11 protein-coding genes are annotated in these 13,227 nt (G+C 61.5%); 3 read left to right on the top strand and 8 right to left on the bottom strand.

Going from position 1 to position 13,227, the window contains the following annotated elements:
* Positions 1-169: 169 nt before the first annotated feature.
* The 8 genes from CIB54_RS02775 to CIB54_RS02740 form a co-directional block, all read right to left on the bottom strand.
* Positions 170-1,771 (bottom strand): flagellar hook-associated protein 3, encoded by a 1,602-nt coding sequence (locus CIB54_RS02775; protein WP_101218488.1) that lies wholly within the window; start codon positions 1,769-1,771, stop codon positions 170-172.
* A 14-nt stretch (positions 1,772-1,785) separates the two neighbouring features.
* The gene (flgK, locus tag CIB54_RS02770; protein WP_101218486.1) at positions 1,786-3,831 is read right to left on the bottom strand and encodes a flagellar hook-associated protein FlgK; all 2,046 of its coding nucleotides are present in this window, start codon (positions 3,829-3,831) and stop codon (positions 1,786-1,788) included.
* 10 nt (positions 3,832-3,841) lie between these two features.
* Entirely contained in the window at positions 3,842-5,107 is a 1,266-nt protein-coding gene (flgJ, locus tag CIB54_RS02765) for a flagellar assembly peptidoglycan hydrolase FlgJ (protein ID WP_065949690.1), read from the bottom strand.
* Positions 5,108-5,111: 4 nt separating this feature from the next.
* A complete protein-coding gene (locus CIB54_RS02760) occupies positions 5,112-6,200 on the bottom strand; it encodes a flagellar basal body P-ring protein FlgI (RefSeq protein WP_065949876.1) in 1,089 nt (362 codons plus the stop codon).
* 27 nt (positions 6,201-6,227) lie between these two features.
* Positions 6,228-6,923 (bottom strand): flagellar basal body L-ring protein FlgH, encoded by a 696-nt coding sequence (flgH, locus tag CIB54_RS02755; protein WP_065949691.1) that lies wholly within the window; start codon positions 6,921-6,923, stop codon positions 6,228-6,230.
* Between the two features lie 52 nt (positions 6,924-6,975).
* Positions 6,976-7,761 (bottom strand): flagellar basal-body rod protein FlgG, encoded by a 786-nt coding sequence (flgG, locus tag CIB54_RS02750; protein ID WP_057721328.1) that lies wholly within the window; start codon positions 7,759-7,761, stop codon positions 6,976-6,978.
* Between the two features lie 70 nt (positions 7,762-7,831).
* Positions 7,832-8,572: a flagellar basal body rod protein FlgF gene (locus CIB54_RS02745; protein WP_065949692.1), complete on the bottom strand. Its 741-nt coding sequence runs from the start codon at positions 8,570-8,572 to the stop codon at positions 7,832-7,834.
* A gap of 327 nt (positions 8,573-8,899) precedes the next feature.
* Complete coding sequence (locus tag CIB54_RS02740) at positions 8,900-10,462, bottom strand: sigma-54-dependent transcriptional regulator (protein WP_065949693.1); 1,563 nt, start codon at positions 10,460-10,462, stop codon at positions 8,900-8,902.
* A gap of 257 nt (positions 10,463-10,719) precedes the next feature.
* On the opposite strand from CIB54_RS02740, the gene phhA reads away from it, so the two are divergent.
* The 3 genes from phhA (at position 10,720) to CIB54_RS02725 (ending at position 13,159) form a co-directional block, all read left to right on the top strand.
* Positions 10,720-11,511 (top strand): phenylalanine 4-monooxygenase, encoded by a 792-nt coding sequence (gene phhA, locus CIB54_RS02735; RefSeq protein WP_065949694.1) that lies wholly within the window; start codon positions 10,720-10,722, stop codon positions 11,509-11,511.
* 98 nt (positions 11,512-11,609) lie between these two features.
* Positions 11,610-11,966 carry a 4a-hydroxytetrahydrobiopterin dehydratase gene (locus CIB54_RS02730; RefSeq protein WP_065949695.1) on the top strand — a complete coding sequence of 119 codons (357 nt, stop codon included), beginning with the start codon at positions 11,610-11,612 and terminating at the stop codon, positions 11,964-11,966.
* The gene (locus CIB54_RS02725; RefSeq protein ID WP_101218484.1) at positions 11,966-13,159 is read left to right on the top strand and encodes an amino acid aminotransferase; all 1,194 of its coding nucleotides are present in this window, start codon (positions 11,966-11,968) and stop codon (positions 13,157-13,159) included. The genes CIB54_RS02730 and CIB54_RS02725 overlap by 1 nt, the downstream gene beginning before the upstream one ends.
* Positions 13,160-13,227 lie beyond the last annotated feature (68 nt).

Below are 13,227 nucleotides of genomic sequence, written 5' to 3'. Positions count from 1 at the left end.
GACCCCTGTGACGACTTATCCTTTTCACACGATACAGTGAAGATGCGCTTTATGACTCACAGGTCACTCAATTTTGCGCGCTTTATGTAAAACGCCGCAACATTTGTGCGGCCAGAAACGACAACGGCCTCCCCTGTCGCCAGGGGAGGCCGCTTGCCGAGCGCGCTTATTACATGCGGCTGAACAGGCTCAGTTGGGAAATCTTCACAAACGCCAACTGGGAAGCCTGCAGCATGGTCTGTTGCAGGGTCAGGTTGATCGCCGCCTCGCCCATATCGATGTTGGCCAGGTCGCTCATGGTGCTGGTATTGGCGATACCCACGCTGGTGTTTTCGCTGGCCTGGATATCCAGGGCATTGCCCCGCGCACCGATGGAGCCGCGTACGTTGGTGATCTGGGAACTGGAGTTGGCGAGGTTGCCAATGGCAGCGTCCAGCACGTCCTTGAGCTTGATGGTTGCCGCAGGATTGCCGTCAGCCGGCAGCTCCAGCGCTTTGCGCAGTTGGCCGAGGGTATCGAGCGCATTCTGGGTCTTCTGGGTATTGGCCCCCACGGAAAACTGGTCGCCCGGTTGCGGCGGCCCGGCACTGACATCAAATGTCACGCCAGCGGCCGTTACCGTGGTGCCGCCGCCGGTATCGCCCGTGGCGATGGACTTGCTGTCGCTCGAGTAGGGCTGCGCATACACCTCATAGGCGGTCGCACTGGTGAACTTGATCAGTGCGCCGCTATTGGTCGGAAACGTGCTGGTGTAGTCCGCCTGGCTGGATACGCGGGCCCCGGTCAGCTGCGCAGTGGAAGCATTGCTGGGCGTACGCGAGACGCTGAACGTGTCCGGCTTGGCCTCCAGGCTGAAGGAGCGGTCCTTGACCAGCGCATCGGCGTTGGCGCCTGGCGTGACGTCCCCCAGGTTGAGGGTTATGTCGAATTTCACCCCGCGCAAGGCCACGCTGGAGCTGCCTTCCTTGGCGGCGTCGAAGGTACCGTTGCCGGCAATCTCCGAGGTCACATCGTTGCCGTTCTTATCGGCGACTTTATATTGCGTGCTGCTGGTAAAGGTCAGTTTGTACGGCTGGCCGTCAGCGAACTTGCCGGCGTAGTCGCTGCTCGACGTCACCAACCCGGCCGACAGCGCCACTTTGTTGTCGTTGACAGTCGGCGGTACTGTCTGCGGCACGGGCGCCAGCCACGTGGCCTGGGTACGGCTGGAGTTGGCCGCGCCCTCCAGGATGGTCTTGCCGGTATCGCCTGCGCTGACTCTCAGGGTATTGGAAACCTGCAGGCTCAGCGGCGTTTCGTCGCCCTGATAGCTGTAAGTGCCATCGTTGTTGCGGCTGTAGGGCGGGGTCTGGGTCTTGGACCCGGAAAACAGGTAGTTACCGGAAGAGTCCTTGCTGTTGAGCAAGCCCAGGACTTGATCCTCAATCGCGCCGACTTCACTGGCAATCGAGCGTCGATCGGCATCGCTCACCGAGCCGCCGGCACGCAGGGCCAGTTGCGTGGCACGCTGCAAGGCATCGTCGATCGAGGCCAACACGCTTTCTTCGTTGGTCAGCGAATTCTTCAGGCTGGTGATGTTACCGTTGAACTGCCCCAGCATGTCTTTCTGCTGTTGCAGCAGCAACAAGCGCGCCGCCGCCACCGGATCATCTGCCGCGGTTTGCACGCGCACGCCGGAACTGGCTTGTTCCTGGGCCTTGACCACGCCGGAGTAATTATCCGAATACTTGGTCGAGCTGGTTTCGAAATATTGAGCAGTGGAAATACGCATCGTCCCAGACTCCCTTAAAGACTATTGATCAGCGTGCTGAAGGTTTCTTGCGCAGCCTTGATGATCTGCGACGACGCGGTGTAGTACTGCTGGAACTTGATCATATCGCCCGCCTCTTCATCCAGGTTGACCTGGGACACCGAGTTGCGCGCATCCTGGTTGGCCTTGAGCAGTGCACCGGTGGCGGTAGTGTCGGTGGCGGCGGAGGCGGCCTTGGCGCCGACGGTCGAGACCAGGCGGCTGTTGGCCGTCACCAGGCTCACGCCGCCGCCACTGCCATCGGACAGGCCGACCGTGGCCTTGGTTTGCAGGTCGAGCATCGCCTGGGCGTTGCGGTTATCCGACTTGCCCGAGGCGTTGAAGGAAAACGTGGTGCTGTCGCCGTCAGCGGGCGAACCGCCGACGGTGGTATCGAACTTGAAGCTCTTGGCCGGCACCAGCAGTGCGCCATTGGCATCGCGCATCGGGACGTCGACGGTGATCTTGTTGCCCTGGCCCGGAACGATAGTGCCGGTGCCGATCGGATTACCCTGGGCGTCATTGAGGGTGTAGCCCTGGGTGCCGTCTGCCGCAGGCTTGCCGAAGACCATCTTCACCGGCATGGAGTGTTCAATGCCGGTACGCAGTTGAGCGGTGTCGGCGCCGCCATGAATATCGATAGGCTGCGTCAGGAACGGCGGCGTAAATGTGCCGGTGCCCTGATTGGTCTTGCTGCTTTCACCCAGCAAGGGCCCCGCGAATGCAATTTTATTGGCGTCCGTCAGTCCGGTGCCGATACCACTGGCACCGTTGGCGGTGGGGCTGACCTTGAAGCTGTCACCGGCTGCCATCGGGCCCTTGCCATCCAGGGCCAGCGTGAAACCTTCGATGACCGGCGGCGGCGCGGTGTTGGTGTCGAACGCGCCCATGGCCTTGCCGTCGGACCGCACGACGGTGTAGTTGTTGGCGCTGGTAAAGGTCACTTTGTAGTCGTAGGTCGACAGCTTGCTGGTGTCGCTGATTCTCACGTTCAAGTTGCCGGAGCCGCTGCTGTTGCCCATCGCGCCCTGACTGCGCTGGGCGATGGCGGCCGCGCTGTTGATGTCCTTGAACAGCGACGAACCAAAGTCGCCGTTCAGGTCCAGGCCCTGGCCCAGCTGGCTGTTGACGGTATCGGCGGTGGCCAGGGCGATTCGCCCCAGGTCATTGATGGCCGGCATCAGTGCGTCACTGCGATAGCGCAGCAGGCCGCCGATGCTGCCGCCGCTGAGCACATTGCCCAGGTCGATCGCCGTGCCGCCACCAGCATTGAGTTGAATGGTGTACTGGCTCGGATCGCTGTTGCTCGGGACCGCCGAAATCGTATTGGACTGATCGCCCAGTACCAGAGATTGGCCGGTGCCGGTGCTGACGCTGAACACGCCGTTTTTTTCACTGGTGGTCACGCCCACCAGTTCATTGAGCGAACGCACCGCTTCGTTGCGTGCATCCAGCAGATTGGCCGGGGCGCTGCTGGCGGAGCCCTGGGCCAGGGTGATCTGCTTGTTGAGCGACGCAATCGACGAGGTCAACTGGTTGACTTGATCACTCATGGTGCCGAGCTGGCCATTGATCGACTGTTTTTGCTCGTTCAACTGGCCGGAGATCGAATTGAAACGGTTGCTCAGGGTCTGGGCACTGGTCAGCAGCACTTGCCGGGCGGACACATCGCTGGGGTTGGCCGCCGCAGTCTGCACAGCGGCGAAAAAACCGCTCAGTACCGAGGACATGCCGGTGGTCTTGTCCGACAGGGTCTTATCGATGGCGCTGGCCTGGCTGGCATACGCCTTGGCGTCGTTGCTCAGCGCGGTGCTGTTCTGGTAGGCCGCATCGAGGAATTCGTTATACACCCGGCGCACATCCGCCAGGGTCGTGCCGCTGCCGATATACACACCGCCGTAGGGGTTGTTGGCATTGGCATTCTGCGTGGTCTGCTGACGCGAATAACCCGAGGTGTTGGCGTTGGCAATGTTATTACTCAAGACCGACAGCGATCCTTGAGCGGCATTGAGCCCTGACATCCCGATACTGAGCAAACTCATGGTTCAGACCTTATAAATGTGTGGTTGCGCCAGCGGCAGCGTAATTCTGGTAACTGTTCATATTTTTGGCGATCTGCGAAATCTTGCTGGCGTAGGCCGGATCGGTTGCATAACCGGCTTTTTGCAACTCGCGTACAAACTGTTCCGGGTTATCGGCTGATTTCACAACTTCTTTATAGCGATCATTGCTTTGCAGCAGCGTCACGAGGTCATGGAAGCTGTCCTGGTAGGAGCTGTAGGAGCGGAACTGCGCCGTCTCCTTGACCATCGCGCCGTCACGAAACTCGCTGGTGATCGCCCGCGCCTGGCCGCCCTGCCAGCTCTGGCCGGCCTTGATGCCGAACAGGTTGTGGCTGCTGCTGCCGTCTTCGGCACGCATCACCGATTTACCCCAACCGGTTTCCAGGGCGGCCTGGGCCACCAGGTACTTCGGATCGATACCGATACGCGCGGCGGCGGCCTTGGCCATCGGCAACATGGTGGCGACGAACTCATCCTGCGAGCTGAAGGCCTTCTTCGCCGGTGCCAGCGGTGGCTGGGCAATGGCGCGACCGTAGACCTGCATCTTCGCGCTCGGCACAGCAACGCTGCGCGCACCGCTATTGATCACATTGTCATCGGCGGCGCTGTTGCGCAGCGGCGCGACCTTGGCCTCGACCTGGGTACTCGGCACGATCCCCGCGAGCAGGCGGTCGGTCAGTTTGCTTGGCAAGGCAATACGGCGCTGGTTCATCAGCTCCATGTCGTTGCTGTGGGACGCAGCGGCACCGGCCTGTGGCTCGGCGACGCGGTAGGCCCACAACGGACGCTGGCCATTGGAGCGCCCCAACGGTCCCTCGGCCTGGGTGCCGGCGGCGATTTCAGTCGGCACATCGACCTTCTTCACCGTCTCGGCCGTGGCGGGGCCCTGCAAGGTGGCGGCCTGGGCGTCCACCGGCTTGTTCTTCTGCATCTGGCGCATCAGCACGTCGGCCAGGCCGATCCCCCCGCCTTCGCGGGACATCGACACCGCCAATTGCTGGTCATACATTTCCTGGTACTGCTTGGCCGCCGGCGTGTTCATCGGGTTGTCCTTGCCCAGGGCCTCGGTGGCCGAACGCATGGATTTGAGCATTTCGCTCAAGAACAACGACTCGAACTCCTGCGCAACCTTGCGCATGTTGCCTTCGCTGTTCTTGTCGTCGCCGACCTTGAGCTGGTTAAGCCGGTTCAGGTCGGAGTAAGACCCCGAGTCCGCCGTGCTGGTAAGACCGCTCTTGCGCATATCCATGACCATGGCCTCAGATCACGATCAGGTCGGCTTGCAGGGCGCCGGCCTGTTTCAGGGCTTCGAGGATCGCCATCAAGTCGCCGGGGGCCGCGCCCACCTGGTTCACCGCGCGGACAATCTCGTCCAGGGTGGTACCGGGGCCGAACTTGAACATCGGCTTGGCTTCCTGCTGGGCATTGACCCGCGAACGCGGGACCACGGCAGTCTGGCCGTTGGACAGTGGCCCGGGCTGGCTGACGATCGGGTCTTCGGTGATGGTCACGGTCAGGCTGCCGTGGGTCACCGCCGCCGGCGAGACCTTGACGTTCTGGCCGATCACGATGGTGCCGGTGCGCGAGTTGATGATGACTTTGGCCACCGCCTGGCCGGGGTCCACCTCAAGGTTTTCCAGGATCGACAGGTAGTCCACACGCTGGCTTGGGTCCAGAGGCGCAGTCACGCGCACCGAGCCGCCATCGATGGCCTGGGCCACGCCTGGGCCGAGCATGTCGTTGATCTTGTCGACCACGCGCTTGGCAGTGGTGAAGTCGGAACGGTTGAGGTTCAGGGTCAGGCTGTTGCCCTGGTTGAACCCGCTCGGCACGGTGCGTTCAACCGTGGCGCCACCCGGAATGCGCCCGGCCGACGGCACGTTGACGGTGATCTTCGATCCGTCGCGGCCTTCGGCGTCGAATCCGCCCACCACCAGGTTGCCCTGGGCGATGGCATAGACGTTGCCGTCGATACCTTTGAGCGGCGTCATCAGCAAGGTACCGCCACGCAGGCTTTTCGAGTTACCGATGGACGAAACGGTGATGTCCACCACCTGCCCCGGCTTGGAAAACGCCGGCAAGTCGGCACTGATCGACACCGCCGCGACGTTTTTCAGTTGCACGTTGCCCGAACCCGCCGGCACTTTGATGCCGAACTGCGACAGCATGTTGTTGAAGGTTTGCAGGGTGAACGGGGTCTGGGTGGTCTGGTCACCCGTGCCACTGAGGCCGACCACCAACCCGTAGCCGATCAACTGGTTGGAGCGCACGCCGGAAATGCTGGCGATGTCTTTCAGGCGTTCGGCCTGGGAGACGGCGCTCAGGGACAGCAACACTACCGCCGCCATCAGTTGCTTGACGTTCAAAATGGCCACCTAGAAAGGGAACAGCGGGCTGAGGAAGAAACGGTCGAACCAGCCCGGCTGGCTTGCATCGGCAAACGAACCCGTACCCGAGTAGGTGATGCGCGCATCGGCAATCCGCGTCGACGGCACGGTGTTGTCGGTGGCAATGTCATCGGCGCGCACCATGCCGGCAATGCGCACCAGCTCGTCGCCGGTATTGAGGGTCATCCACTTTTCACCGCGTACAGCAATGATGCCGTTGGGCAATACGTCAGCCACGGTCACGGTGATCGAACCGGTCAGCGTGTTGCCCTGGGCCGCCGCACTTTTGCCGTTGGTGGCACGGTCGCCGCTGTAACCGGCGTCAAGGCTCAGGTCACCACTGCCCAGCGGGTTATTGGTGTTGGGTACGCCACCGAACAACGATGTCAGGCCCAGGCTGGCTTTGCTGGTCTTGCCGATCTGCGAGTTGGCGTTCTTGCTGGCCTGGGTGCGCTCGTTCAGGGTGATGGTAATGATGTCCCCGACCCGGAACGCCTTGCGGTCGCTGTACAGGTTCTGCTCGAAACCGGCCTGGTAAATCGAGCCATTGTTGGCCGCCGCCGGCAACGGCGTGCGCGGCAACACCGGTGCATAGTACGGGTCATTGGGTTTCGGCGACGGGGCGACACAGCCCGTAAGTACGGCGATCCCACTCAATGCCAGAACAGAAACAAAGCGATTCATGACCCTAACCTCACGGTGTTGCAGGCGCTTTCGAAGGCGCCCCATAGACTGATTACAGATTCTGCGTAACGAACGAGAGCATCTGGTCGGCGGTGGAGATCACCTTGGAGTTCATCTCGTAGGCGCGCTGGGTGGTGATCATGTTGACCATCTCCTCGACCGTGCTGACGTTGGACGTTTCCAGGGTGCTCTGCAGCGTGGTGCCGAAACCGTTCAGGCCTGGGGTGCCGATTTGCGGCGCGCCGCTGGAGGCGGTTTCGAGGAACAGGTTGTTGCCCATGGCCTGCAGGCCGGCCGGGTTGATGAAGTCGGCGGTTTGCAGGTTGCCGATCACTTGCGACGCCGGGTTGCCGGCCACGGTGATGGACACGGTGCCGTCGTTGCCGACGGTAAAGGTCTTGGCGTCTGCCGGAACCACGACGGCAGGTTCCAGGGCGAAACCGTTGGCGGTCACGATCTGGCCGTTGGAGTCCAGGTGGAAGGTGCCGTCACGGGTGTAGGACGTGGTCCCATCCGGTTGCAGGATCTGGAAGAAGCCACGGCCGTTGATTGCCATGTCCAGCGGCTGACCGGTCTGTTGCAGGTTACCGGCGCTGAAGTTTTTCTGGGTGCCGACGATCTGCACACCGGTACCCAGTTGCAGACCCGACGGCAATTCGCTGTCCTGGGTCGACTGGGCGCCTGGCTGGCGCTTGATCTGGTAGAGCAAGTCCTGGAACTCGGCGCGATCACGTTTGAAACCCGTGGTCGACACGTTCGCCAGGTTGTTGGAAATGGTCGTCAGGTTGGTGTCCTGGGCGGACAGGCCTGTCTTGGCAACCCATAGAGCCGGAAGCATGCTGTTCTCCTCTGTGCGCCTGTTTGTTGGCGCCGTGCTGCACTGTTTATTTAAACGCCCGCTAAGGCGATTAGCTCATCTGCATGACGCGGGTCATGGCCTGGTCGTCTTCTTTGGCGCTGTTCATCATCTTGACGTGCAGCTCGAACTGCTTGGAAAGCGCCAATACCGCGGTCATTTCCTCAACGGCATTGACGTTGCTCGCCTGCAGGAAGCCCGAGGTCAGCTTGACGTTCGCGTCGGCCTGGGCCGGCTGGCCATCCTTGGTGTGAATGGTGCCGTCCAGGCCTTTGGTCATGTTCTTGAGGTCGGGCTGGACCATCTTGATGCGGTCCACTTCCGCCATCACCCGCGGTCCTTCGCCCATGGCGCGGATGCTGATGGTGCCGTCCGAACCCACTTCGATTTTCTGCTGGGGCGGTACGGCAATCGGGCCGCCATTACCCATGATCGGCATACCGTTGCCGGCCCGCAGTACGCCCAGTGCGTCCACGTTCATACTGGCGCTGCGCACGTAGGCTTCGCCGCCATCCGGGGTTTGCACGGCCATCCAGCCGTCGCCGCTGACGGCCACGTCCAGGTCACGCCCGGTTTCGATCATCGCGCCGGGGGTGAAGTCGGTAGCCGGCCGCTCGGTCAGGGCAAAGGCCCGCGCCGGAAAGCTGTCACCGAACACCGGCATCGACCGCGCCTGCTCCAAGTCGCGCTGGAAACCATTGGTGGAAATGTTCGCCAGATTGTTGGCATGGGCCTTCTGCGCCAGAGCATTCTGGCTGGCGCCGGTCATTGCCACATAAAGGTACTTGTCCACGCTCTATCCTCTTTCTGACGGACGCTTGCCGCCCACCGTTGTACTGAGGAGGCTTAAGCAATTTGCGAACCAACTTTTTAAAAATGGCTGAAGTGCAGGCGGGGCGGGGGTTTTCGGGTGAGCAGCAAGATTTCGAGCATGGGCGAGAGTCGAAAAAACGGCGGACTACTGCCGCTCACGGCAAGCCTCGGTCTTGTAGGCGACGCAAATCAAATGTGGGAGGGGGCTTGCTCCCGATGGCGGTGGGTCAGTCGATCAATCTGTGGCTGACACACCGCTATCGGGAGCAAGCCCCCTCCCACATTTTAACCGCAGTGTGTCAGCGGATTATTTCCCGGCCTTGAGGATTTCGTAATCACGCAGTTTGTTGGCGATAGTGGTGTGGGATACGTCCAGGCGCTTGCCCAATTGCCGACTGCTCGGATGCTCGGCATAGAGACTTTCCAGAACGGCCTTTTCGAACCGACCGACAATCTCCTCCAGCCCGCCTTCCAGCGAGAAATCCCCAAGCGGCTGGCGCACGCCGTAATCGGGCAAGCGAATATGCTCAACCTTCACCGTCCCGCCCTCGCACAGCGAAACCGCCTGGAACAGCACGTTCTCCAACTGCCGCACATTGCCCGGCCAGTGGTAGTGGCTGAGCTTGTCCATTGCGGCAGGCGCCAGTTTGGGCAGTGGGCAACCAATCTGTCGGCTGGCTTGATCGAGAAAATGCTCGACCAGGGGCGCCAGCCCATCAAGGCATTCGCGCAACGGCGGGATATGCAGCGACAGTACATTGAGGCGGTGATAGAGGTCCTGACGAAATTCGCCGCGCGCGCACAGTTCGGACAAATCGACCTGGGTCGCACAGATCACCCGCACATCGAGATACACCTCTTCGTCGCTGCCGACACGACGAAAGCAGCCGTCCTGCAAAAAGCGCAGCAGCTTCACCTGCAGGCGTGCACTCATTTCCCCTACGCCGTCGAGAAACAACGTACCGCCCGCCGTCAGCTCCAACAGCCCCAGCTTGCCTTCGGCGCGGGCCCCTTCGAATGCACCGGGGCCGTAGCCGAACAGCTCGGTCTCGGCCATCGACTCAGGCAGACCGGCGCAGTTGAGCGCCATCAAAGGCGATTGCCCACGCGGGCTGGCGAGGTGACAGGCCCGCGCCAGCAACTCTTTGCCGGTGCCGGTTTCGCCTTCTATTAATAGAGGCGCATCCAACGGCGCCATGCGCCGCGCCTCACGCACCACCGCCGCCATGACTTTGGAGCTTTGAAAAATGCTGTCGAAGCCGCGCAGTTCCTGCTTGCGTACATTGTAGATGCGCTCACCTACGCGGTCGGCGCGGTGCAGGGTCAACACCGCGCCGGCCATGGCTTCGCTGTCGTCGTGTTCGGACGACTGCAGCGGCGCGATATCGGCCAGGAACACATCGCCCTTGACCTTGACCCGCAGGCCGTTGATCCGCGATTTGCTCGCGCGCACCAGCTCCGGCAAGTCGAAGTCTTCGGCGTAGCGCGACAGCGGAATGCCCGGCACTTCGTCCACGCGCACACCCAGCAACTGCGCCGCCGCACGGTTAGCGGCGACGATCGAGCCACCCATGTCGATGGACAGCACCGGAAACTCAAGGGCACCCAGCAGCGCATTGAGCTCCATGTGCCGACGCTCGCTGGGCATCAGCCCTACCCTTTTCACGCCGAACACCCCGGCTATCGCCTCGAACTGCGGGCGCAACGCCTGGAACTGCATGTTCACCAGGTTCGGGCAGAACAGGTAGATGGCGTTGCCATGCTCGCCGCCGACCTCGCCCTTGGCGACGTTCACGCCGTACTCCACCAGCAGGTTGAGGATGTCCCGCAGGATGCCGATGCGGTTCTGGCAATGCACTTTGATACGCATGAAAAGGTCCGAAAGTGGGTAAGGCGCCGCGTCTATTTGCCGCTTGGCGCAGAAAGTCGTCAAGATTATGTGACAGTAGACGGGCTTTTCCCAGCCCATGGTCGCGACCAGTCCTGCATACGTAACGAATAGTTTACGAAAAACAGTAACTTTTCTTACGCAAAGGCTTTTGAACCGGGTGGAAACCCGCCGCGCCCGGGTTATCAATAGACACACAGCAGGACATAACAAGAACGAATGCCTAGCAGGAGAGCCGTATGAAGCAGACGCACTACGTGGCCCGCGAGCCCGATGCGCAAGGTTTTATCCACTACCCGCCGGAAGAACACGCGGTGTGGAACACCCTGATCACGCGCCAGTTGAAGGTGATCGAGGGCCGTGCCTGCCAGGAATACCTGGACGGCATCGACAAGCTCGGCCTGCCCCTGGATCGCATCCCGCAACTGGGCGAGATCAACCAAGTACTGGCCGAGACTACCGGCTGGCAAGTCGCTCGCGTGCCGGCGCTGATCCCCTTCCAGACCTTCTTCGAATTGCTCGCCAGCAAGCAGTTTCCGGTGGCGACCTTTATTCGTACCCGCGAAGAACTGGACTACCTGCAAGAGCCGGATATTTTCCACGAGATCTTTGGTCACTGCCCGCTGCTGACCAACCCCTGGTTCGCCGAATTCACCCACACCTACGGCAAGCTCGGCCTGGCGGCCACCAAGGAGCAACGGGTGTACCTGGCGCGCCTGTACTGGATGACCATCGAGTTTGGCCTGGTGGATACCCCTGAAGGCCGGCGCATCTACGGTGGCGGCATTCTGTCTTCGCCTAAAGAAAGTGTGTATTGCCTGTCGGACGAGCCCGAACATCAGGCGTTCGATCCGCTGGAAGCCATGCGCACGCCGTATCGCATCGACATTCTGCAGCCGCTGTACTTCGTATTGCCCGAGCTCAAGCGCCTGTTCGACGTGGCGCAGGAAGACATCATGGGCATGGTCGAGCGTGGTATGGAGTTGGGCCTGCACGCGCCAAAGTTTCCACCCAAACCAAAAGCCGCTTGAACCTTACGTTATAAGGCCAGGTGAGTCTGTTCCCTGGCCCCGCGTTGCTTTAGGGTAACGCCACTGACCTTCAAACATTCGAATTCAGGACACCGCCCATGACCACCTTGAACCAAGCCCACTGCGAAGCCTGCCGCGCCGACGCCCCGCAAGTCAGCGATGAAGAACTGCCGGAGCTGATCAAACAGATCCCGGACTGGAACATCGAAGTGCGCGATGGCGTGATGCAATTGGAAAAGGTTTTCCTGTTCAAGAACTTCAAGTTCGCCCTGGCCTTCACCAACGCCATGGGTGAAATCTCCGAAGCCGAAGGCCATCACCCTGGCCTGCTCACCGAATGGGGCAAAGTCACCGTGACCTGGTGGAGCCACTCCATCAAGGGCCTGCACCGCAACGACTTCATCATGGCCGCGCGTACCGATGAAGTGGCCAAGCGCGCCGAGGGCCGCAAGTAATGCACTTCGATGCGATTGGCCGCGTGCCCGGCGACCCGATTCTCGGGCTGATGGACCTGTACGCCCAGGATGCCAACCCGGACAAGTTCGACCTGGGCGTGGGCGTCTACAAGGACGACCAGGGCCTGACGCCGATCCCGGACTCGGTAAAACGTGCCGAGCAGCGCCTGGTCGATACCCAGGCCACCAAGACTTACATCGGCGGGCACGGCGATGCCGTCTTCGGCGCACTGATCAGCGAACTGGTGCTGGGCGCCGGTTCGGCGTTGATCGCCGAACGCCGTGCCGGCGCCACCCAGACGCCGGGGGGCACCGGCGCCCTGCGCCTGAGCGCCGACTTTATCGCCCACAGCCTGCCTGGCCGTGGTGTGTGGCTGAGCAATCCGACCTGGCCGATCCACGAAACCATTTTCGCCAAGGCCGGGCTCAAGGTCAGTCATTACCCGTACGTAAGCAGCGACAATCGCCTGGATGTGGCGGCGATGCTCGCCACCCTGTCCAACGTGCCCAAGGGTGATGTGGTGCTGCTGCATGCCTGCTGCCACAACCCGACCGGGTTCGACCTGTCCCGGGATGACTGGCGCCAGGTGTTGCGGATTGTGCGCGAGCGCCAATTGCTGCCGTTGATCGACTTCGCCTACCAGGGCTTTGGCGACGGCCTGGAGCAGGACGCCTGGGCGGTGCGCCTGTTTGCCGCTGAACTGCCGGAAGTATTGATCACCAGTTCGTGCTCGAAGAACTTCGGTTTGTATCGCGACCGCGTTGGCGCATTGATCGTGTGTGCAGCAGATGCCGAGAAGCTCATGGATGTGCGCAGCCAGCTCGCCAATACGGCGCGCAACCTGTGGTCGACGCCGCCGGACCATGGTGCCGCCGTGGTTGCGACCATCCTTGGCGATGCCGAGCTCAAACAGCAGTGGAGCGACGAAGTCGAAGCCATGCGTTCACGCATTGCGCAACTGCGCGCCGGGCTGGTGGAAGCACTGGCGCCCCACGGCCTGGCCGAGCGGTTTGCCCATATCGGCACACAGCGTGGGATGTTTTCCTATACCGGTCTGAGTGCCGAGCAGGTCAGGCAGCTGCGTGAAAAGCACAGTGTGTACATGGTCAGTTCCGGCCGGGCGAATGTGGCCGGGGTTGATGCGACACGGCTGACGCTACTGGCCCAAGCCATCGCCGACGTTTCTGGCTGACGGAACCGAGGCCAAATGTGGGAGGGGGCTTGCCCCCGATAGCAGTGGATCAGCCAGCTTATATTTAG

The sequence above is a fragment of the Pseudomonas fluorescens genome, assembly GCF_002837185.1.
Lineage (GTDB): Bacteria > Pseudomonadota > Gammaproteobacteria > Pseudomonadales > Pseudomonadaceae > Aquipseudomonas > Aquipseudomonas fluorescens_AM.
This window is presented reverse-complemented; position numbering and strand designations above follow the sequence as displayed.

Excerpts from the sequence above, each read along its gene's own strand:
- flgH (WP_065949691.1), bottom strand. The coding sequence starts at position 6,923 with ATGAATCGCTTTGTTTCTGTTCTGGCATTGAGTGGGATCGCCGTACTT.
- CIB54_RS02775 (WP_101218488.1), bottom strand. The coding sequence starts at position 1,771 with ATGCGTATTTCCACTGCTCAATATTTCGAAACCAGCTCGACCAAGTAT.
- flgG (WP_057721328.1), bottom strand. The coding sequence starts at position 7,761 with ATGCTTCCGGCTCTATGGGTTGCCAAGACAGGCCTGTCCGCCCAGGAC.
- CIB54_RS02740 (WP_065949693.1), bottom strand. The coding sequence starts at position 10,462 with ATGCGTATCAAAGTGCATTGCCAGAACCGCATCGGCATCCTGCGGGAC.
- CIB54_RS02725 (WP_101218484.1), top strand. The coding sequence starts at position 11,966 with ATGCACTTCGATGCGATTGGCCGCGTGCCCGGCGACCCGATTCTCGGG.
- flgK (WP_101218486.1), bottom strand. The coding sequence starts at position 3,831 with ATGAGTTTGCTCAGTATCGGGATGTCAGGGCTCAATGCCGCTCAAGGA.
- CIB54_RS02760 (WP_065949876.1), bottom strand. The coding sequence starts at position 6,200 with ATGGCGGCGGTAGTGTTGCTGTCCCTGAGCGCCGTCTCCCAGGCCGAA.
- flgJ (WP_065949690.1), bottom strand. The coding sequence starts at position 5,107 with ATGGTCATGGATATGCGCAAGAGCGGTCTTACCAGCACGGCGGACTCG.
- phhA (WP_065949694.1), top strand. The coding sequence starts at position 10,720 with ATGAAGCAGACGCACTACGTGGCCCGCGAGCCCGATGCGCAAGGTTTT.
- CIB54_RS02730 (WP_065949695.1), top strand. The coding sequence starts at position 11,610 with ATGACCACCTTGAACCAAGCCCACTGCGAAGCCTGCCGCGCCGACGCC.